17 protein-coding genes are annotated in these 20,524 nt (G+C 65.1%); 6 read left to right on the forward strand and 11 right to left on the reverse strand.

The features are described 5' to 3' along the window. Positions 1 to 220: 220 nt before the first annotated feature. The 8 genes from EYF70_RS17300 to EYF70_RS17335 all read right to left on the reverse strand — a co-directional run bounded on the left by EYF70_RS17300 (position 221) and on the right by EYF70_RS17335 (position 15,385). The gene (locus tag EYF70_RS17300) at positions 221 to 1,816 is read right to left on the reverse strand and encodes an EAL domain-containing protein (RefSeq protein WP_131146516.1); all 1,596 of its coding nucleotides are present in this window, start codon (positions 1,814 to 1,816) and stop codon (positions 221 to 223) included. Between the two features lie 387 nt (positions 1,817 to 2,203). After that, positions 2,204 to 3,784, reverse strand: a complete 1,581-nt coding sequence (locus EYF70_RS17305) for a methyl-accepting chemotaxis protein (protein ID WP_218943690.1) — start codon at positions 3,782 to 3,784, stop codon at positions 2,204 to 2,206. Between the two features lie 159 nt (positions 3,785 to 3,943). Then, a complete protein-coding gene (locus EYF70_RS17310) occupies positions 3,944 to 6,403 on the reverse strand; it encodes a sensor domain-containing diguanylate cyclase (RefSeq protein WP_131146518.1) in 2,460 nt (819 codons plus the stop codon). A 174-nt stretch (positions 6,404 to 6,577) separates the two neighbouring features. Continuing rightward, positions 6,578 to 8,479 (reverse strand): putative bifunctional diguanylate cyclase/phosphodiesterase, encoded by a 1,902-nt coding sequence (locus EYF70_RS17315; RefSeq protein ID WP_131146519.1) that lies wholly within the window; start codon positions 8,477 to 8,479, stop codon positions 6,578 to 6,580. A gap of 152 nt (positions 8,480 to 8,631) precedes the next feature. Continuing rightward, complete coding sequence (locus tag EYF70_RS17320) at positions 8,632 to 10,986, reverse strand: hybrid sensor histidine kinase/response regulator (RefSeq protein WP_165497714.1); 2,355 nt, start codon at positions 10,984 to 10,986, stop codon at positions 8,632 to 8,634. Between the two features lies 1 nt (position 10,987). After that, positions 10,988 to 12,475, reverse strand: a complete 1,488-nt coding sequence (locus tag EYF70_RS17325) for a sensor histidine kinase (RefSeq protein WP_131146521.1) — start codon at positions 12,473 to 12,475, stop codon at positions 10,988 to 10,990. A 58-nt stretch (positions 12,476 to 12,533) separates the two neighbouring features. After that, on the reverse strand, positions 12,534 to 13,016 hold the full coding sequence (locus tag EYF70_RS17330; RefSeq protein ID WP_131146522.1) for a response regulator: 483 nt from the start codon (positions 13,014 to 13,016) through the stop codon (positions 12,534 to 12,536). A gap of 14 nt (positions 13,017 to 13,030) precedes the next feature. After that, positions 13,031 to 15,385 (reverse strand): PAS domain-containing protein, encoded by a 2,355-nt coding sequence (locus tag EYF70_RS17335; RefSeq protein ID WP_229420427.1) that lies wholly within the window; start codon positions 15,383 to 15,385, stop codon positions 13,031 to 13,033. 360 nt (positions 15,386 to 15,745) lie between these two features. Here EYF70_RS17335 and EYF70_RS17340 point away from each other — a divergent pair, with 360 nt between their 5' ends. From EYF70_RS17340 to EYF70_RS17350, 3 genes are all read left to right on the forward strand, one after another. Beyond that, complete coding sequence (locus EYF70_RS17340) at positions 15,746 to 16,051, forward strand: hypothetical protein (RefSeq protein ID WP_131146524.1); 306 nt, start codon at positions 15,746 to 15,748, stop codon at positions 16,049 to 16,051. 186 nt (positions 16,052 to 16,237) lie between these two features. Beyond that, the gene (locus EYF70_RS17345) at positions 16,238 to 16,624 is read left to right on the forward strand and encodes a PilZ domain-containing protein (protein WP_165497715.1); all 387 of its coding nucleotides are present in this window, start codon (positions 16,238 to 16,240) and stop codon (positions 16,622 to 16,624) included. Between the two features lie 428 nt (positions 16,625 to 17,052). Beyond that, positions 17,053 to 17,403 carry a hypothetical protein gene (locus tag EYF70_RS17350; RefSeq protein ID WP_131146526.1) on the forward strand — a complete coding sequence of 117 codons (351 nt, stop codon included), beginning with the start codon at positions 17,053 to 17,055 and terminating at the stop codon, positions 17,401 to 17,403. A 151-nt stretch (positions 17,404 to 17,554) separates the two neighbouring features. Here the strand turns inward: EYF70_RS17350 and EYF70_RS31115 are convergent, their stop codons facing one another. Next, positions 17,555 to 17,791, reverse strand: a complete 237-nt coding sequence (locus EYF70_RS31115) for a hypothetical protein (protein ID WP_165497716.1) — start codon at positions 17,789 to 17,791, stop codon at positions 17,555 to 17,557. Positions 17,792 to 17,928: 137 nt separating this feature from the next. Between EYF70_RS31115 and EYF70_RS17355 the strand changes: the two genes are divergently transcribed. Both EYF70_RS17355 and EYF70_RS17360 read left to right on the forward strand, forming a co-directional pair. Next, positions 17,929 to 18,756, forward strand: coding sequence for a sialate O-acetylesterase (locus tag EYF70_RS17355; RefSeq protein WP_165497717.1), 828 nt, complete (start codon positions 17,929 to 17,931; stop codon positions 18,754 to 18,756). A 137-nt stretch (positions 18,757 to 18,893) separates the two neighbouring features. Continuing rightward, positions 18,894 to 19,106: a VF530 family protein gene (locus EYF70_RS17360; RefSeq protein ID WP_131146528.1), complete on the forward strand. Its 213-nt coding sequence runs from the start codon at positions 18,894 to 18,896 to the stop codon at positions 19,104 to 19,106. A gap of 62 nt (positions 19,107 to 19,168) precedes the next feature. Here the strand turns inward: EYF70_RS17360 and EYF70_RS17365 are convergent, their stop codons facing one another. Together EYF70_RS17365 and EYF70_RS17370 are read right to left on the reverse strand one after the other, a co-directional pair. Next, complete coding sequence (locus EYF70_RS17365) at positions 19,169 to 19,723, reverse strand: DUF3237 domain-containing protein (protein ID WP_131146529.1); 555 nt, start codon at positions 19,721 to 19,723, stop codon at positions 19,169 to 19,171. Positions 19,724 to 20,012: 289 nt separating this feature from the next. After that, on the reverse strand, positions 20,013 to 20,159 hold the full coding sequence (locus EYF70_RS17370; RefSeq protein WP_131146530.1) for an AraC family transcriptional regulator: 147 nt from the start codon (positions 20,157 to 20,159) through the stop codon (positions 20,013 to 20,015). A 38-nt stretch (positions 20,160 to 20,197) separates the two neighbouring features. On the opposite strand from EYF70_RS17370, the gene EYF70_RS17375 reads away from it, so the two are divergent. After that, positions 20,198 to 20,440, forward strand: a complete 243-nt coding sequence (locus EYF70_RS17375; protein WP_131146531.1) for a hypothetical protein — start codon at positions 20,198 to 20,200, stop codon at positions 20,438 to 20,440. The last annotated feature ends 84 nt before the right edge of the window (positions 20,441 to 20,524 follow it).

A 20,524-nucleotide genomic window follows, 5' to 3' on the forward strand; every position in this document is an offset into this window, starting at 1 on the left:
GCGGCGGGTATCGGGAGCGGGATCGACATCGGGACAGGGACCGAAGGCGGTCCCGCCCTGGCCACGGCGACATCCTGGAAAACCGGGGCATGGCGGCCACATGGCCTAACGGTCGCCGCGATGACCCGACGCGGCCGACACTCACTGCTCCATTGCCGCGGCATCGCGACTTGGCGCTGTTCGACACGGCGTGGATCCGGACAGTGCGCCAGCTCTGGCGTCACTGCCCGGCGGCCAGCCGGTCCGCGCGTTCAGGAAGCGTTCCATCCAGCGCGCGGCTCAGCTCGTCAAACGATATCGGTTTGGCGAACAGCCAGCCCTGCGCATATTGCACGCCGTTCGCGATCAGGAAGTCCGCCTGCGCCTGGGTCTCGACGCCCTCGGCAATCATGCGTAAGCCCATCGCATCGGCCATGCGGATGATGTGGCTGACGACCTGGCTGGTCGGTGCCCGCGTGCCGATGGCTTCGATGAAGGAACGGTCGATCTTCAGGTAGTCGAGTTCCAGCGATTCCAGATAGGAAAGGCTGGAATACCCCGTGCCGAAATCATCGACGGCGACCTCGATACCCCGCTTGCGCAGGGCGGAAATCACTTTTCGCGCGGACCCGATGTCGAGCAATGCGCGCTCGGTCAGCTCGACGATGAGGTTGGCCGGCCTGGCGCCCGTCTGTGCGAGCAGCCGGTCCAGCAGATCGACGATGGCAGTCGACCGGAGATCGGACGCGGAAAGATTCAGGGCGATGTGAAAGCCCGGGAAATCGACCAGGAAACGGCCGGCGTCACGCTGGACCAGGCGGATCACGCGCCCGGTCAGCTTCGTGATCGTGCCGGTCTGCTCGGCAATCGGAATGAACAGGTCGGGTCCGATCAGCTCACCCGTGGCGCGCCGCCAGCGTAGCAGCGCCTCGGCACCGACCCACTTGCCGGTCGCCAGTTCGACGATGGGTTGATACAGCAGAAAAAACTCGTCCTTGCGCAGGGCATGCCGAAGTGCGTTCGCGATGGACATCTGGCGCCGTGCCAGCAACAGGATCGCCAATGCCAGCGCCAGGCCAGCCACGGTCCCCGCGGGCACGAGGCGCATCGCGGCGGCCGCCGTACGCCGGTCCAGGTGCGCGCGCGGCACGGCCGCGACCCCTGCGTTCAGGTATTTGTCGGAACGGACCACGGCAACCAGATACTGCCCGGTCAGGAAGGTCACTTCGCGCCGGTTCTCCAGGCGCGCCAGCCAGCTTCGGTCGACATACCCGCGGTTGGTCATCGGGGTTCCGCTGTCGCGCATTTCCAGGTGCAGCGCGGCAAGCGACACATCCGGCACGGCGGTCCAGGTATCGAGCGGAAGGTCGCGGTGGAACAGCGCGGCGTAATCGCCCCGCTGGATGCCGATCAGCGGACTGGAGGAGTCTTTGCCAAGCGGCACCTCGGTATGAATGAGAACGCCCCTGGACGTGCGAAACGTCCGCGTGCCCAGCGCGAGGGAATGGTCCCCCATCGAGGAGCACGCCAGCACGCCGCCCCGGACATACCCGATGGCCTGGATATAGGTCGACGACAAGTCGATGCGACGCATCAGTTCCTGAGATTGCGCCGAGCACGGGGGATAGCCGGACTTGGCTAGCTGCTCGATGCCACGAAACGCCTGGCTGCCGGTTTCGTCGACCCGGCGCATCAGGTCGCGGGCGTAGCCGAGCGCGAAATCGGCCTCCGTGCGGTACGCCTGGTACTCCGCCTCCCTGTAGGCCAGCCACGGTGGCACCAGCGCGGCAATGGCCGCAGCGAGCAGCGTCGTGCCGAACAGCGCCCGTTTGCCCATGTCTTCTCCGCGATCGAATGGCCCGCGCCGCAGACGGGCTTGATTGACGTGAAGTATACGCCGCCTCGCTTGCAGCTTCGAATAAAAAGCTGTTGCCGGCACGGTTACAACATTTCACGGTGCGGCAGGTGGGCGCAACCATATTGCCGATGCACTCCTGACGGTGGAGCCATGGATGCCGGACGGTCGGCGGTCGCCGCCGTGGACCGATGTGCTGCAGCTGGACCGTTCTTTCGTGACCGAGACACCCGCCGCAAAGGCCTTATCCTGGCATGATCGACACTGCGAACGTGCTCAACCTACCCGACCTGGCCGGAGGGATCGAGACCGCCGCGGCAATGGAAGCCTTGCGCGACGCCTCATGCGATGAAGGCCAGTGCTACCTGGTCAGCTCATTGCCAGTCGTGGATGCCTCGCCGGTGACGAAGGGCGTCCGGCATCGCTGCGCAGCGGCGCGTGCGCGGAGCGAAGACGGAATACCGACACCGCCTCCGCCAGCTTGCCAGCCTGCTCGCTCATGGTTTCGGATGCCGCCGCGGCCTGCTCGACCAGTGCGGCGTTTTGCTGGGTCATCGAATCCATCTCTCCCACCGCCTGGTTGATCTGTTCGATCCCCGCAGTCTGCTCGGCGCTGGCCGTGGTGATCTCGCCCATGATGCCAGTGACACGATTTACGCTCGAGACGATTTCCGACATTGTGGCGCCGGCCTGCGCTACCAGCGCGGCACCGTTGGCGACCTTTTCCGTCGAATCGCCGATCAGCTGCTTGATTTCCCTGGCGGCTGCCGCGGAACGCTGCGCCAGGTTCCGCACCTCGCTTGCCACCACGGCGAAGCCCCGTCCCTGCTCGCCGGCGCGCGCAGCTTCGACAGCCGCGTTGAGCGCAAGGATATTGGTCTGGAACGCGATGCTGTCGATGACGCTGGTGATGTCGCCGATCTTCGCCGCCGAGGCACGGATATCGTCCATGGTCGTGACGACCTGTCCAATCACGTCGCCGCCCCTGGTAGCGATGGTGGAAGCATTCTCCGCGAGCGAGTTTGCCTGGCGGGCATTGTCGGCGCTCTGCTTCACGGTCGACGTCAGCTCTTCCATCGACGACGCCGTCTCTTCAAGGGAGCTGGCCTGCTGCTCCGTGCGCGCCGACAGGTCCTGGCTGCCGGAAGCCACCTCCGCCGCCGCGGTCGCGATCGTGTCGGTACCCGACCGAACCGTCGCAACCGTCTGCGCCAGGCTGTCGTTCATCGCTTTCATCGCCTGCAGCAACTGCCCCATTTCATCCGCCGTCTCGACGTCGATCTGGCTGGTCAAGTCGCCAGCAGCGACAGTATTGGCGACTTCCAGGGCGCGGCGCACGGGTCGCACGATCGACGACGTGATCCACCAGGCCACGCCGCCAGCAAAGGCGACGGCGAGCACGCCGATGACGATGGAAACTAATCTCGACTCGGTGTGCGTTGCCGCGGCGGCTGCGGCCGCCTCATCGCTCAACCCCTTCTGGAAGCTGACCAGGTCATTTGCCTCACCCTTGAGGCGCGCCAGCAAGGGCCGGAGCTCCGTGCTCAACAGCGCCCGCGCCGCGTCGGGATTTCCGTCGTTGACGAGCTGGACCAGCCGATCCTGGCCAGCGACGTAGGTATCCATATCCTTCCTGACCTGTTCCAGCAGTGCCCGTGCCTCGGGTCGCTTGATCGATCCATCCAGCGAGCCCAGGATGGCGGCGATCGCGGTTCTCGACGCCTTGACTTCGTCCATCTGCGCTGTCCGGTCGGCTGCGACGGGCGTCAGTATCATATTGCGCAAAGCGATGGCGATATCGTTCACTTCCAGAAGCATGTCCTTGGTCGCCAGGATCTTTGGCATCCGGTCATGCACGATCGCATCGGTGCTCGCATCCATGCGCCCAAGCATGATGTTACTCATCACGATCTGGAAAACGAGCAAGACGCTCACGACGCCGAATCCCATGCCCAGTCTCTTGGCAATCGACAAATCTTTGACTCTCACGCTGTAGCCTTTCAAGTTTTTGGCAAACACATCCCAGGTATTTGAAAGACTTAACGGATACGACGCAACGAACCCGATGGAAAGAAGCTAACAACTTGGAAATTTTCTCTCGCCGGGAGGTCAGGGACCAATGACCCGATTCTTGCCACCCTGCTTGGCAAGGTACATGCGGGAATCCGCCAACTGCACGATGCGCTCGATATCGGTCGCGGGCCCGGCGCCGTTCTGCACGACCACGCCGATGCTGGCACCGATCCGGACACTGGCAGCACCAAGCGGGAACGGCACCTGCAGCTCGGCGAGAATCTTTTCCGCCACCGCGAGAGCATTCCGGCCTGCCTCGTTCACGTCCTCCAGCAGGACGGTGAATTCGTCGCCGCCCAACCGGGCGACCGTATCGGTACGCCGGACCATTGCCGTGATGCGCTGCGCCACGGCAAGCAGCAGCTCGTCCCCCGCGTGATGTCCCTTCGTGTCGTTCACCTGCTTGAAGCCGTCGAGATCGATATACAGCAGCGCCAGCGAGGATTGCAGGCGCTGGCTGCGGGCCAGTGCGATACGCAGCCGGTCGACGAACAGGGTGCGGTTGGCCAACCCTGTCAGCGCATCGTACTGCGCCATCCGCTCGAGCTTGCGCTCGAGGGCCTGGCGCTCGGTGATGTCGCGCATGATTGCCACAAGACGCTTGTCCGCCTCGACGTTGACCGCGGTCACCGCCAGTTCAAGCGGAAATCGCATGCCATCGCTGCGTTGCCCCTCCACTTGTACGTTGGCCCGGCCGACCAGCTGTGCGAGTTGATGCTTCGCCGCGTGACCATCGCCCGAGCTGCGCCCATCCGCCACGGCACAATGAATGAGGCCCTCGACATGGCGCCCCGCGAGCCCTTCGTCGGCGTAGCCGAACAGCGTGCATGCCGCGGGATTGGCCGAATGCACCCGGCCATCGCCGCCAATGGTCATGATGCCGTCGGCTACGGCGTTCATCAGGGTGCGGATCTCCGCGGCGGCCTGGTCCGCGCGGCGCTCCGAATCATGCATGCGCGTCACCAGCGGATTGGTCTGCGCGTACAGGACGTAAGCGCCGCCGAGGGCGATCAGCAGGACGATCGGGACGCCGACTGCCAGCGCCCGGCGGATAACCGCATACGCCTCGACGGTATCTTGCCTGGCGACAAACCCCATGCCGGGGACGATTTCGCCGTAGGCCGCCACCACATTGTGGCCGCGGTAGTCGAGCGTATACATGACGCCGGCCTTGCCGCGAAGGGCGTATTCCATCGGCAAGTCGCGATGGCGATCTCCTTCCGCCAGACCAAGCCGGTACGGGCGCGAATGCTGCCGGTTCGGCAGGCAGACCATCTGCCCGCCTTGCCGCACGCAGGCGGACACCTCCGCGGTCTCGCCCAGTGTCGCGACATTGAACAGCACCCGGTTAAATGACTGCAACGACCTGTCGAGCCGGAGGTGGCCGATGAGCTGGCCGCCCTCGATCACGGGCGCGCGGACCCGCAGCATGGGCATGCCATTCCAGACCAGTTCAGTGCCGTCCTTGTCCAGCACGGCGACGAACTGCGCAGGCGCTTCGAATTCGCCGGCTTCCCTGACGACATGCCGGTTTGCATCCTCGACAGCGACGTGCGGATAACCTTCCGCCAGCAGGCGCCGGGCCGCGCGGTCGAAGGCAAGCGGCGGGCGGCCGGCCGGCGACGGGCGCAACAGAGGCACGGCGGCTTCGACGGCTTCCACCATTCGCAGTTCGCTGCGTGCATGCTGGACCGTTTCACGGGTGATCGTTGCCAGCCAGGGCCCGCGGCTTTGCACGACGGACAGCAGGCGCCCTTCGATGGCCTTTTCCAGCGATTCCTGCATGAGCACGAAGCCAGCCAGGCCGACCGTGGTCGTGACAACGATCAAGATGGCGGTTCCCAGCAGGCGCACCTTGCCCGCCTCCGTGAAGAACCGGGTGTCGGCGTACCAGGTACTGGCGGACCAGCCGGCCCAGATCCCGATCGCCGCCACGATCATGCCGCTGGCGGTATGCACGGCCATCCTGGCGGAGCGCGACCAGCCGAACAGCAGGTCCGGCGCCAGCAGGTACCCGCCCAGCCCTGTCAGGCCGATGGTCAGGATGCACAGGGTCAGGATGACCACGATGCGCGCCCTGGCACGCGAATGCACGCACCTCGCCGCGGCATTGACAGCGCCGATGAGCATGAAACCCAATGCGCTGTTGGGCGCCATCCTGCCAGGGCGGGTGTTGCCGTAGTTGTACCACTGATGGACCCACGCCATGTCCACGCCAAGGGTGGCATCCAGGACATGTTCGGCCAGCGTGATGCTGTACAGCAGCAGCATGGCATACCCGATGAGCGCGCGCACCGTGCCCGCACGGCGGTCGCCAGCGATCAGCGCGATGCCCGCCAGCGCGAATCCCAACCCTGTATTGAAGACCATGGGGACGAGACCTGGAACGATCTCCACCATGGCAGGTACCCGCAGAAGCCAGCCAAGCATGGTGTTGAACCCGAGGATCACAAGGAGCATCCCAAGGAGCCGATCGATTTTCAGGTAGTCAGTCAATCATGTCCTTCATGTCTCGAGGGTGACGATCGCCAGCTTACCGCCCCTTGATCAGACGTTGGCGCGCAGATCACCAGGCACGGTCGTCGCGGGCAGATCGTCCTGCGCCCATTGCCGATGCCCGCGACGCGCCACTGCCGTACGAACGCGCTTGCGTACGGGCCGACCGCCTGGTCAGGCCCCATCGGCACTGCGCATGAGCGCTCCTGTTCGCCTCTTGCCGGCGGGTACCCGCAGCGCTTCCTCGAGCTGGTCCGGGGACATCGGCCGGCCGAAAAAATACCCCTGCATGACCGAACACCCGAGCACCGACAAGAGCGACGCCTGGGCGGGCGTCTCGACGCCTTCCGCAATGACGCGCATTCCCAATCCATCGCCGATGTCGATCACCCCTTTCACGAGCGCCTGCGCACGTTGGTCCGTGACGAGATGACTGATGAACGAGCGATCGATCTTGAGCTGGTCGACCGGGAGCCGCATCAGGTAGGAAAGGCTGGAAAAACCGGTGCCGAAATCGTCGATGCTGAGACTGACGTGCAGCCGTTTCAGCTCATGCATGATGGCGATGACACGGTCGATGTCGCGGACCGCGACCGTTTCGGTCAGCTCCAGTTCCAGCAAGCCAGCCGGTATGCCGTGGGCCGCCAGTGACGCCCGCACGCCTTCCACGATATCGCCGTGCAGGAACTGTCGCGGCGACAAGTTGACCGCGACGCTGGGTGCCACTTCTCCCGCATCGAGCCACCGCCGGATCTGGCGACACGCTTCGTCGAGCGTCCACCGGCCGAGTTGCACGATGATGCCGCTTTCCTCGGCCACCGGAATGAAGTCGCACGGTGCGACCAGCCCGAGCGACGGATGCCGCCAGCGCAGCAAGGCTTCGCATCCGACCAGGTCGCCGCTGTCGAAATCGATCTTGGGTTGATACACCAGGTAAAGCTGGTCCGTCGCAATCGCCGCGCGCAGGTCATGTTCCAGCGCCCGATGGCCGAGACGGCCCAGCGCATGGTTATAGGCACTCATCAGGCCGTGGCCGAGGGCTTTCGCCTGCCGCACGGCCTCATGTGCCGTATCGAGCAAGGCTTCGGGATCTGCTTCCTGCCACCCCATCGCTACGTACCCCGTGGTCAGGCTGCACCGTATCGAGCCGTGGGTGCCTTCGAACGCCCGATTCAGCAGTTCATGGATTTCCGCCAGCCGCGCTACCGCCGAACGATAATCGGGTGCGCCACGCATCAGGAAAGCAAACATGCCGCCACCGATGCGTGCCGCCACGTCAGCCGGCCCGGACGCCTGGAGCAGGCGTTCGGCGGTCAACGCGATCAGCCTGTCGCCGGCATCGTGCCCCAGCCGCTCATTCACCGCGGACAGGTTATCGATGTCTATCACCGCCAGCAGCCCTGATCCTTTGTGTTCACTCGCCCCGAGGCCATCCCTGATGGCGCTGTCGATCGCCACGCGGCTGGGCAGGCCGGTCAGATGGTCGCGCAGGAGCAGGTTTCGCAGTGCCTGAACGCGGCTGCGTGACGCATTTCCGTAATGCCGCATCCAGTCGTTCAGGGAGTGGACCGACTCCAGCGTTGCTTGCCTGACATACAGCAGATCCTCCACTGTTCGTGCCATGCTCTTCAACAGGGTAAGGTCACGCGCGACGAGTGTCCGCGGGGCGGTATCGATGATGCACAGCGTGCCGATCCGGCTGGGGCCCGCATGGATGGGAATCCCTGCATAGAAGCGTATCCCCGGTGGACCCGTGACGAGCGGATTGGCCGCGAACCTGGCATCCGCGCTGGTGTCGTCGACGATGAAGGGCGCGTCGGAAAGAATGGCATGTCCGCAAAACGACACGTCCCTGCCGGTCTCGCGGGCGTCCAGGCCGGAACTGGACTTGAACCATTGCCGGTCCTTGTCGACCAGTGAAATCAGGCTGACCGGAACACCCAGCACGGCGCAGGCCATGCGGGTCACCCGGTCGAATACTTCCTCGGGCTGCGTGTCGAGCAATTGCGCCGCGCTCAAGGCGCTCAGGCGTTCTTCCTCGTCATCGGGTCGCGGGGGGCGTGCGTAATCGCTCATTTCGCTGTCCTCATCGCCGTCCTGGACAAAGAGTTGCTTCTCATCCAGTAGTGCAGTGATGATAACTGCAAAATAAACCGCAGGGAAATGTGGCACAGTGCCTGTGCGGGCCCTTCCCGGCGATCCCCTTTCACTGAAAGACGGATCGGGCGCTAGTCTCGCGAATGCCGTGCATCGCCATGCGGCGCGCCCAGATGCTTGCCGATCAGCGCCACGATTTCCGTCGGGCTGACAGGCTTGACGAGGTGGACGTCGAAACCCGCCTCCCGGGTCGCACGGCGGTCTTCGTGCTGTCCCCACCCGGTAATCGCGATGAGCACGACATGCGTGCCCCAGTCCTGGGCGCGGATCCAGCGAGCCACGTCGAGGCCGGTCGCGCGCGGCATGCCGATATCCAGCAGCATCAGGTCGGGCCGCCAGCGCCCGGCCAGCTCGATGGCGGCTTCGCCATCGTAGGCGACCTCCACGGGATAGCCTTCCATGGCAAGCACGGCACCGAGCAGGTCCGCCGCGTCGACGTTGTCGTCGGCGACCAGCAACCGCCCGTGCTTGCCGGCGTCGTGCCCGCCCGGCCTGACCTGCGTCGTCTCTGCCTCTTCGGCTCGGGGCAACTCGATGCGGAACGTGGTGCCACTGCCGGGACCCTTGCTGAAAGCCTGCGCTGTACCGCCATGCAGTTCCACCAGCTTGCGAACGATCGCGAGGCCGATCCCCAGCCCGGGCACCCCGCCGCTGGCCTTGCCTTTCCCCTGCACGAACATCTCGAAGACATGCTCGAGTTCCGAAGGATGAATACCCGCGCCGTTATCGATCACCTCGAGCACGACATGCCGCTCGTCGACTGCCCCCGCGACCGTGACCGAGCCGCCAGCGGGCGTGAATTTGGCAGCGTTGTTCAGCAGGTTGGTGAAGACCTGGGTGAGCCGCACTTCATCGCCCAGTACCATCAACGGCCTGTCGGGCAGCTCGAATGCGATACGGTGACGCTGCGCTTCCAGCAACGCCTGCGTGCTCTCGTAGGCATGCTCGATGACACTTCGCAGGTCGATCGGCCGGAGGACGAGGTCGATGCGGTTGTGCGTGATCCGGCTCAGGTCGAGAAGGTCGTCCAGCAGCTTGCGCATGTGCGCGGTCTGGCGACCGATCACTTCGCGTGCCTTGTGGATGGCATCCGGCGTCGCGACATGGCGGAGCATCTCGACCGAATAGCTGATCGCCGCCATCGGGTTGCGCAGCTCGTGTGCCAGTACCGACAGGAATTCGGTTTTCTGTCGGTTCGCCTGCTCCAGTTCCCGCTGGACGGACTTCAGTGCGCTCACGTCCATGATCGCGGCCACCGCGCCGCGTACCGCCGCCTGCCCATCCAGCAGAGGTGCCGCATTCACCAGGATGGTCAACGCGCGTCCGTCGTTGAAACGCACCTCCAGCTCCTCGCTGCGCACCGGCGTCCCCTGGCGGGCGGCGACACGGATTGGCCAGTCGGCCGGCTCGAGCGGCTGGCCGCCCCGGAAATATCGGTACGGCTGCTCGCCGTCCGGTCCGGTAACGGCTTGCGCCACATTGGTGCCAGGCTCGATGCCCAGCAAACCGCAGAAATAGGGGCTGACCGTGATTTCACTGATCTGCGGATCGTGGCTGATCGCCACCCCGACCGGCAGGACGTCGAGTACCGCCTGCAGTTCTTCCTGCTGCGCGCGCTGCGCCTCCTGCGCCGCCACCTCGGCCGTGACGTCGCGTGCCGTCCCCACGACGATCCGCCGTGTGCCTGTCCCGTCGCCCACGGCCTTGCCGCTGACCGCGAGCCAGCGGGTCCTGGCGTCGGCACCGACGACGCGGGCCTCGAAGGCGAACGCCTCGTCACGCTCGATGGCGCCCGCCCACGCACTGCGCACCCGCCCGCTGTCCAGGTGGTGGACCTGCAACAGCGCTTCCTCGACGGTTGCGTGGACAAAGCCGTGGCCGTGGCCGAACATGGGCCCGATGTCGTCGGAAAACGCCAGCTGGCCCGTTTGCACGTCGTACTGCCAGGTGCCCATGCGGGCCGACTGCAGTGCCACTTCCAGTCTTGCCTTGGCCAGTTTTTCCCGCGCCAGCGACTCCTGCAGGCGCAACCTGTTGTTGACCCGTTCGAAGCAGCCCAGCACCGCGTAAGGCACCCGTGGATAGTGTTTCGGCGTCTTGGTAATGTAGTCGTCGAGGCCCTCCTTCATCGCCTCCACCGCGACCTCTTCGTTGCCGCTGCCCGTGAACATGACCACGGGCGTGTTCGGATAGCGCTGCTTGATGGCGCGCAGCACCTCCGTGCCCAGTGTCCAGCGCAGGCGATAGTCGGTGACGGCCACGTCGAATTCGCCAGCGGCCAGGGCCTGGTCGAGTGCGCCGGCATCGGCCACGTGGCTGACCGACACGGCGGCGATACGCAGCCGCAATTCCCGCTCGACGAGCGCGCGGTCATCGGGATTGTCGTCGATGAGGAGGATGCGCAGCCGTTCGGCGCCACCAGACATGTCAGGCACTTGGCAACTCGATCCAGAAAGTTGATCCGATGCCGGGAGCGGAATCCACGCCCACGCAGCCATTCATGCGTTCGACGCCCTTCTTCACGATCGCCAGGCCGATCCCTGTTCCGGGATACTCTTCCTCGCCATGCAGGCGTTCGAAGACATTGAAGACGCGCGCGCGGGCCTCGTCGGCCAGGCCGATGCCGTTGTCCTGCACTTCGATCCGGACCTGGCGGCCGTGCGCGCGGGCCACGACGTGGATGGCTGCATGCGTATGGGGCCGCACGAACTTGACGGCGTTACCCAACAGGTTCGTCAGCGCCTGCACGAGAATGGGACGATGCGCCCTGACCCGCAACGCTTCCGGGATGTCGACATGGACCTCGGCCGCACGATAGACCGGCTCGTTTTGCAGCGCGACCCGGGCATCGCGCACGATGTCCGTCAATACCAGCGTTTCGGAGCCGACCTCGGCCCGCGACAAGCGGGCAAACTCCAGCAGGTCCGACACCATCTGGTCGATGCGCCGCGCGATCGCATTGATGCGCTCGACGAACTTCTCCAGGTGCCGGTAATCCCCCGCGTGCAGGTCCTGGCGCAGGGCTGCCGCGTACCCCTGGATTGTGCGCAACGGTTCACGCAGGTCGTGGGACACCGAAAAGCCGAACGTTTCCAGCGCTTCGTTGGCCTCCTGCAGCTGCCGGGTGCGTTCGGCGATACGCTGCTCCAGCTCCGCATTGAGCCGATGGATCTCGGCACTGGCCCTGCGCAGCGACGTCGCATCTTCCACGATACCGTCGACGGCTTCATGTCCGTTGACCTTGACACGAACGAGCTTGACGACAAAGAAGCGGCCCGCGTCATCGATGGCGCCCAGCTCCGCCTGCAGCTCGGCGGTGTCCAGCGTGGCCTGGAGTGCGGGCAGGCGCGCCAGCACCTGGTCGAGCAATGGATGGCGCAAGGTATCCGGCGCCGTCGGATCGCCGCCGAGCATGGTCCAGAATGCGCGGTTGCCCTCCTGGAGACGGCCATCGAGGGTCATACGGAAGACGCCCAGCTGGATATTCTCGAGCAGGCCGGCCAGCCGCGTTTCCGAACGGATCGCGCGTGCCCGGATCTCCGAGCGGTCGAGACAGGTCCGCACGGCGAGCGGCAGGCGCGCATAGTGGCGCGGACTCTTGATGACATAGTCGTCCAGCCCGAGCTTCATCGCCTCGACGGCGATTTCCTGCGTGCCGGTCGCGGTGAACATGATGACGGGCAGCTGCGCATCGTAGGCCCTTACCTGTTTCAGGATATCGAGGCCGGTGATCCAGCGCATCTGGAAATCGGTGATGATCAGGTCGACCCGCAGGCCGTCCTGCATTTCGCGCTCGAAGCCGGCACGGTCGCCCACTTCGCGGATGGTGCAGCCGTCGAAATGGCGTTCGAGTTCGCGCCGCGCGAGGGCGCGGTCATCCGGATTATCGTCCAGCAGTAATAAGGTAATCGTCACGCTTGCGTCTTTCGGGCATGCCCATTCAACTTGAATATTCCACTCTCGACTTCAACTTCTAACGCTGCGTCGCCCCGGGCGACGCGGTCAGGTTATTCTGCAGCCAGTACAGGCCCAGCACCCCGAGCAGCTGCACCAGGCCGTTGAATGCCACCGGCTTCTGCAGGTAGGAGTTGGCGCCCAGTGCGTAAGCTTTCTGGATGTCTTCATCCTGCGTGGAAGAGGTCAGCACCACAACAGGTGTGGCGTCGTAGTGCTGCGTTGCGCGTATCCAGCGCAATACTTCCAGGCCCGGGCGCTTCGGCAGTTTCAGGTCGAGCAGGATCAGCGACGGGAGCGCAGGCCGTGGGCTCGCACCTGGCTGCGCGGCGGCGTCCAGGTATCCGACGGCTTCATCACCATCGCTGGCGATTTCCAGCGTCGCCGCCAGGGCGGCCTTCCTGAATGCCCGCTTCGCCAGCAGGACATCGTCCGGATTGTCCTCGACGAGAAGGATGAGCGGAGCGCCGTCCGACGGTGGCGCGGCAGTGGCGAGCGTCATTCCGGTCTCCATCGTCATGCGGCCGCCGGCAAGGCAAGCTCGAACACGGTACCGCCCGACGCCGCTGGCAGGATGCGTACACTTCCGCCCATTCGTTCAATCCCTTTCTTCACGATCGCGAGCCCGATTCCCGTGCCCGGATATTGCTCCTGCCCGTGCAGCCGTTCAAATACCCCGAACACGTGCTCATGATGTTCGGGGGCGATACCGATGCCATTATCCTCGATCGACAGCCGGACGAGTGGTCCGTCCCTGCTGCCGCCGATCGACACGCGCGGCGGCGTGCCAGGGACAACGAACTTGATCGCGTTCGACACCAGGTTGGCGAGCACCTGCACCAGCATGGCCTGGTTCCCCATCACCATCGGCAACGCCGGCGCAACAGCGATCTCCGCCCCGCGGGCAGCGATTTCGCCTTCCAGGTCGCGCATGACAGCGCGGAGGACCGCCGCCGGGTCGACCGGCTCGATGCGCAGCTCGGCGCGCGACAGGCGGCTGTAGGCGAGAAGGTCGGTGATCAGGCGGTCCATGCGCGTGACGGCAGCGACGATCCGCTCGGCGAACAGCCGGCCGTCTTCCGACATCCGCTCACCCTCGTCTTCCAGCAGCGCCGTCGCGAACCCCTCCACGTTGCGCAGTGGCGCGCGCAGGTCGTGGGCGACCGTGTGCGCAAAAGCGCGCAGCTCGGCATTCGCTTCGCCGATCTGCATGGTCCGCTCCTCGATGCGCCGTTCCAGCGACTGGTTCGCCTGCTCGAGTTCCAGCTGCGCCACCTTGATCTGCGTGACCTCGAGCAATGCGATGACCACGCCCTGCACGTCGCCGCCATCGATCACGGGAAAGAAGCTGCCCAGCCAGTCGCGCCGCGCGCCGTCCACGGCCTGCGTGTCGGTGAATGCGACACCGCTCACCTGGTGTCGCCGCAGCAGGACCTCGTCCAGCACCTCGGTCACACGGTCGCCAAAGGGTGCCGGCAGCACAGCCGCGGGTGTCATGCCGAGCAGCCCGGCCTTCGGGCGTCCCGCGACCTCGGCCAGCGCTTCATTCAGTTCCACGATCCGCGCATGCGTATCGACGTAGCCCAGGCCGATGGGAACGGCACGATAAATGGTTTCGACCTGGGCCAGCTTGTCGCGCAGCTCCGCTTCGCCGCGGCGCAACGACAGTTCCGCTTCCTTGCGGGCGTGGATATCCTCGGTCAGTCCATACCATGCGACGATCGCCCCCGACTCGTCGCGCCGCGGATTTGCCCGGGAGCGCATCCATCGAAGGCCACCATCCGCGGTGTGGATGCGATGCTCGAAGTCATACGGCTCCCCCGTCGAGACCGCGTGCGTCCAGGCTGCGACCATTCCCGGCAAATCCTCCGCATGCACGGCCTCCGCCCACCCTGCCCCTGTCGCGGCGTCACGCGGCTGCCCGGTGAGCGCCAGCCAGCGTTCCGAGACGCCGTGGACACTGCCGTCGGGAGTTGCCTTCCACGGGATCTGCGGATTGAGTTCGATCGTGTACCGGTAGTTTTCTTCGGATTCGCGCAGCGCACGCTCGCGCGCATCGCGGTCGGTGACGTCCCGCATCACCAGTACGGACCCCTGCGGCGTCGTGCTGTCCGCTTTGACGGGCGCCACGGTCAACTCGACAACGTGATGGCGTTCGCCAGTCTTCAAGTGCCAGCGGCCGGTGCCGCTTTCGCCAAGCGCCGTGTCCACTGCCGTGACCGGAGTGCCGGTCTCGTGATGCAGGTGCAGCAGGTCTGCCAGGCGTTGTCCCAGGGCCGCCTTTTCCGTGATCCCCATCAGGCCTTCCGCGACCGGATTCACCAGGGTGACAACACCGTTGCGGTCGGTTGCAATCACCCCTTCACCGATCCCGCGCAGGGTCGCGTCGAGCTGTGCGCGCTCGGCCCGCAGGCGGGCGGCATCCCGTCTCGATATTACCCACAGCAGGATGATCAGGAATACCGACAGGGCGGACACGACGGCTACCGCGGTGACCAGTTCCCAGCGGGTGATCTGCGCGCGCGCTTGCCGCTCGCGAAGCAGGCGCTGCTCCTCGAGACGAATGGTGGTCGCATGGGCCACGATCTGCTGCTTGATCAGGCGGCCCGACTCCAGCATGTCGGGATCGGCCATGGTGCCTCCCCGATACTGCTGCATGACCAGCTCCAGCATGTGCAGGCGCCGTTGCAGCGCTGCCTCCAGCAAGCGCAACGTCGCCTGCTGGCGTGGATTGTCGCGGGTCAGCTCGCGCAGGGTACGCATCTCATGGGGAACCTGGTCGCGCGCGACGGTGTAGGCGGAGGCGAACTTCTCGTTGCTCGTCAGCAGGAAGCCCCGCTGCGCCGCTTCGGCGTCGCTGGCCAGTGTCATCGTCCTCTGGACATGTTCCAGGACTTCCCTCGTATGCACCAGCCAGGACCACGATTCGGCTTCGTTCCTGATGCTCCGGCCGAGGACCAGCCAGGCCACCACCAGTACCAGGAGACTGACAGCGGTGGCGACGGTAACGGGGGCGCGGCGTAGCGATAGGGTCATGGAATACCGGCAGCGAGGATGACAAAGGCTGAGGTGAAAGCCAGTTGCAGGATACCCCGCCTGCGGCAGCCCCCGCGCCCGCTTCGACCGGTTCAATGCAGTGTCTCGTCGGCAAGCAGCCCACACTCAACTGTACGCTTGCCCACATTGCGCTCCAGTCAATCGTAGTAAGATTGCATCTACGATAGCAATCCGGTGCAGACAGTGGACAGGAGAAAAGACCAGCGAACAGCGGAACTGATCGGCATTGCCGTGCTCACCCGCGACGCGTTCGGCATCGGCCGAGCCCATCGATATGCCATCCTGGCAGGCTTGAGCGGCACGCTGACCGCCAACGTCCTGGCCAGACCGAGGACGGCACTGCGCCGCGCGGAAACACTGGCAGGCAGAGCGGATCGTCGCCAGCCCAGCGAACATGCCGACGCAGGCGGTGAACGGCGCTGCAGTGACGCCCGGACGTCACCCGGCCTCGCCCGTGACCTTGCCAAGCTCCCCGCGTGACTCAAACGCCGCGCTTGCCGAAGCTTGACTGGATATCGGGCCTGATGGCCACGCATGAACAGGACCGCTTCAGCAATTGCATCGCGTCGGAGGCAATTCAGGGCTCCTGAAGCGGCCGCATGCCAAGGAAGGGGGTAAGCTGGCTGCTGTCATCCCTTTTCACCGCGATTGGTCGAGAGCGAACAGGTGAGCGAACAGATAACTGAACAGCGGCGCGCTCATGTCCGCCGCCTCCTGCAGGTCGAGGCATCGCTATCGAACGACAATCGCAGCAGGACCTGGCGCGTCCACCTCACCGACATCGCCAGGATGGGCGTCGGATTCGTCGCAGCGGAACCATTGACTGACTGCGTGCACGGTGTCCTGCGGTTTCGTTTTCCCGACAGTACGGTCACGGACGAGGTGCACATCCGCATCGTTCACTGCCGCGCCATCGGTGCGGCAGGCCGCGTTCAATGCGGTGCCCGGATCCATACCATGTCCGATGCCTGCGTCGAGCGAATCATGGAATATGTGACGCGTGGCGAGTCGACGATGCCACCGGCGCCGCGATCCGCCGACGGAAGCCGCTGAGGTGTTTTCCGGCTGCTTCATGAAATTGCTCGGGCTGCGTCGATAGCATTCCGCGTGCCATGCGGCGGAGATAGCGCATTTTTCTCCGAACCTGCCGGATCGACCGGTGCCGCACGAAGCAATGGCCTGGCTACTACGATCAACTTCATCTATACTGTACATCCATACAGTATCAAAACGTCAATTTCATGGCAGCTGCCTTGTGCCCGTCCCTGGGCCATTCCTGGTCGATGCGCTCTGCCCTAGCTCCGCACGAGCATGCTGGCACCATGGCGAATGCTGGCACCGCGGTCTTGCCGGTCCCGGCAATTTCCTGCCAGGCCCCATGTGCGCCCCCTTCGCACGAGAGTCATCCAGGAAAGCGGACGACGCAGGAGTTTCGCAGGAATGCGCTGGTATCCCGGCAGGTCGAAACAGGACTGATTTTCATGGAAATGCTGGGGGTCGACGACGCCCGCGCCTACTGGCGTGCGGCGAACATTCCCGAGAGCGTGATCGAACGCCTTGTCGACGGGCATCCGGGCCGCGTCCCGCCGTTGCCACAGCCGGAGCCTTCGGTCGCGACCGAGATGCCGGTCGATAGCGACATCAGCCTGTTTTACTGCCACGCCGGGCGCCGCCAGGACCTGATTGGCGCGGCGGTCGTGCAGGCTGCGATCGCGCTCTCGCAGGAGTTGGGCCGCGAGCGGGCCGAACGCATGCTGCGGCGGGAAGGACTGGGAGACGATGTCATCCAGAGGGTCTTGTCGAGAGAAGGAAACGGGAGGCGTATCGCCTGATTACCTGGCTGCCGGCAGGACGGGTTCTCATACCCATCCACGCAGCCGTCAGCTCGTGCGGCACATCGTCAAATTGAGCGAACGGTCGCCGTTAGCGGAGAAGAAATCGCGTCCGTTCAATTCCGAATGTACATGGGTAAGGCTGCGAATTTCACACACGAACCTTCGACCGCGAGGTGCGCCGGATCGCCCGCCACGGTGCGTTCCATCGTGACGCCGGCCACGCGCAGCGGCCCCCCTCGGTGATCGAGCGGTCGGGCAGCTTGCCGCTATCCGCGGCAACGATCGAATCGGCGAGTGCATCGGTGCGGCGTGCGGCGCCGTGAAATGTCTTGCGCCCAGCGCTGGAAAAGGCATTGCGCGCCAGGCGCACGCTTGGCATCATCATGCGGTCGCCAACCCATTCCGCCCGCCATGCGCCAGCGTTTGCGCCCACCCCTTCCGCACGCCCTCCTCCTGGCCTTGGTCATGCTTGCTACTGGCTGCACTGAATCACCCCCACGATATGCCGGCACGGGATACGACGTGGTGCTGCTTGCCGGGCAATCGAACATGTCGGGCCGCGGCCTGGGCACCGATCCGATGGCGGACACGCCGGCCGATCCGCGCCTGCTTGCATGGGATGCGCGGGCCAACACATTGCGGCTCGCGCGCGATCCGCTGCCGCACCAGGACCGTGGAGAACGCCCTGTCCGGATCGGGCCAGGCATCTCGTTCGGCCAGGCCTACCTTGCGCGTGGCAGCGCGGGCCGGCAACTGGTGCTCGTGGCCGCGGCATATGGCGGCACCGGCTTCAGCGACAACGCCGGCAGCTGGCGCGTCACCGGTGCGGCGGTCTCGCCGCTGGCGGCCGAGGCGGTGGCGCGCGCCAATGCGGCGATGCGTGCGGCACGCGCCCGCGGTGCACCGGCGCGTTTCGCCGCCATCCTGTGGCACCAGGGCGAAACGGACGGCGGCAACCGCATGGCCCCCGAGGCCTATGCAGCCGAACTGGTGGCGCTGGCCACCTACCTGCGCAGCCATATCGACGGCGCCGGCCCGTCGACGCCATTCATCGTCGGCCAGTATGTGCCGGCCCACCTGGCGGCCGATCGTTTCCTGCAGCGGATCGCCGACGTCAATCGCGAGCTTCCCGCCACGCTGGCGCACAGTGCCTGCGTCGGCAGCCACGGCCTGTCGGGCAATTCGACGCGCGACGCGGTTCACTTCGACGCGGCTTCACAGCGCGACATGGGGCGCCGCTATGCCGCCGCCCTCGATGCCCTGGAGAGCCAGTCACTGGCGCGCGCGTCGGAGCCCACGCGATGCGACTGGCACATGGCGCCCGCCCGGCCCACGGACGAGGTACGCTGACCTGAACGGCTACGCGCAGGGCGTGCCGGTGCGACGTCCTGCTGGTCCGGCAGCGTTTTCTCCGCGCTGGTCATCAGTGCGGCTTTTGATGATGGCGGCTATACTGGCCGCCCTGTCCCGCCCAACCCACCCCTGCTATGCGTGTGCAATCCCTGAACGGCATTACCCTGGAATCCTTGCTCACCCGGCTGGTCGAGCACTATGGCTGGCACGAGCTGGCTCGCCGCATCGACATCAATTGCTTTCGAAGCGAGCCGAGCGTGAAGTCCAGCCTTAAATTCCTGCGCCGCGCTCCATGGGCACGCACGCAGGTGGAAGCGCTGTTCCTGGATACCGACTTTCCTGACTGACGAGGAGACCTGGCTGCCACCAGGCCGGTGCTGCCATGGCCACCCGGTAGCGGGAAACCAGCCTACTCCAGCAGATAGGCGTCGTAGACGACAGCCGAACCAAGACGCATCGCCGCCCCCACGCCGATGGCGCGGTTGAGCCACGCATAGCGCGGATCGGCCGTTTCAAAACTCATCGTCACGCGAAACGTATATTTTGCCGGATCGACCGGGTTGCCCTTGGCGACTTCCGCCATCACATCGGCCGGACCGTAGCGGAAACCCTTGGTCTGCAGGTAGATCAGCGCGCCGTCGGCGGTCTTGAGCAGGTAACGCGTGTCGATGATCGCAAGCCCCTGCGCAGTCACCACCTGCCAGTCCGCCCCGTTGTTCAGGATGGTGCCCTTCAGGCGCGCACCGTCGAAACTGCCGCTGGTGATCGGGATGATGCGGCGGCGTCCGAGATCGCTGGTCGCGCCCAGCTCCCAGATCGGCGCTTCCAGGTTCACGGTGAATCGTGCGAGATGTTCCAGCTTCGGTGTTGGCGGTTGGAAGACTTGCTTCTCCGCACCGCACGCTGGGCCGGATCCCACGGCAAATGACGACAGCATGAGGGCGATGCCCAGATACTTTTTCATATCTCCTCCATTTTTATCGGATCGTCGAACTGGACGGGTTGGGTCGCGGCCGAGGTTGCCATGAAGACTGGCCGCTTGGCTGCAAGCCCGACCCTGGATTGTTGCGATATCAGGATACCTGATATTCTCCGTTTCTACAACGCGTCGCCCGATCGCTGCGCCAGTGGAGCGGCAGCGAAGCTGCGGCAAATGAGCGATTCGGAGGTGAGCGAAAGACACCCCACTTCGTTACCGCGTTCGTCGCTTTCGCCAGGGCATGGCTGGCGATACTGGACAGGTCGGTGCCGGCCTAGCGGGCGTTGGTGCACCGACCGTCAATGAGCGATGGCGACATGCCGATCGACTTCTTGAACATCCGGCTGAAGTGAAATGGACTAAGGTGCGCTGCGCCGGCAAGCTGGGCGAGGTCGAAAGGTTCCGACAGTCTGTCGCGCATCGTTCGTTAACGAGGCGCTGAGCTTCGCGGAAGAGGTTGTGAAGGAAGGCCGCGACAAGGTCGGCGGCTTGCGCTTCGCGACAGGCGCAGGCGCGGACCTGGGCTCGGCGCTCGACGAACACGGGCGGCAGCTGGCCGCGCAGCATCCGGCCAGGTTCACGTTGACCACTTCGGGCACGGCACGCACGCTGCATCCGCCCGTCCACGAGGAACTGCTGGCCGTCGGTCGCGAAGCGATCCGGAACGCTTTCCTCCAAGCGCGGCCGGCGGCGGTACGATGACGAGACTGAGCAGGCTTGCGCGGAGGCTACCTTCCGCTGTAGCACTTGCCGGGATGCGCGAGCCGTGAAACCGTGGCTGGATAC

The organism is Pseudoduganella albidiflava, from assembly GCF_004322755.1.
GTDB classification, from domain to species: Bacteria; Pseudomonadota; Gammaproteobacteria; order Burkholderiales; family Burkholderiaceae_D; genus Rugamonas; species Rugamonas albidiflava.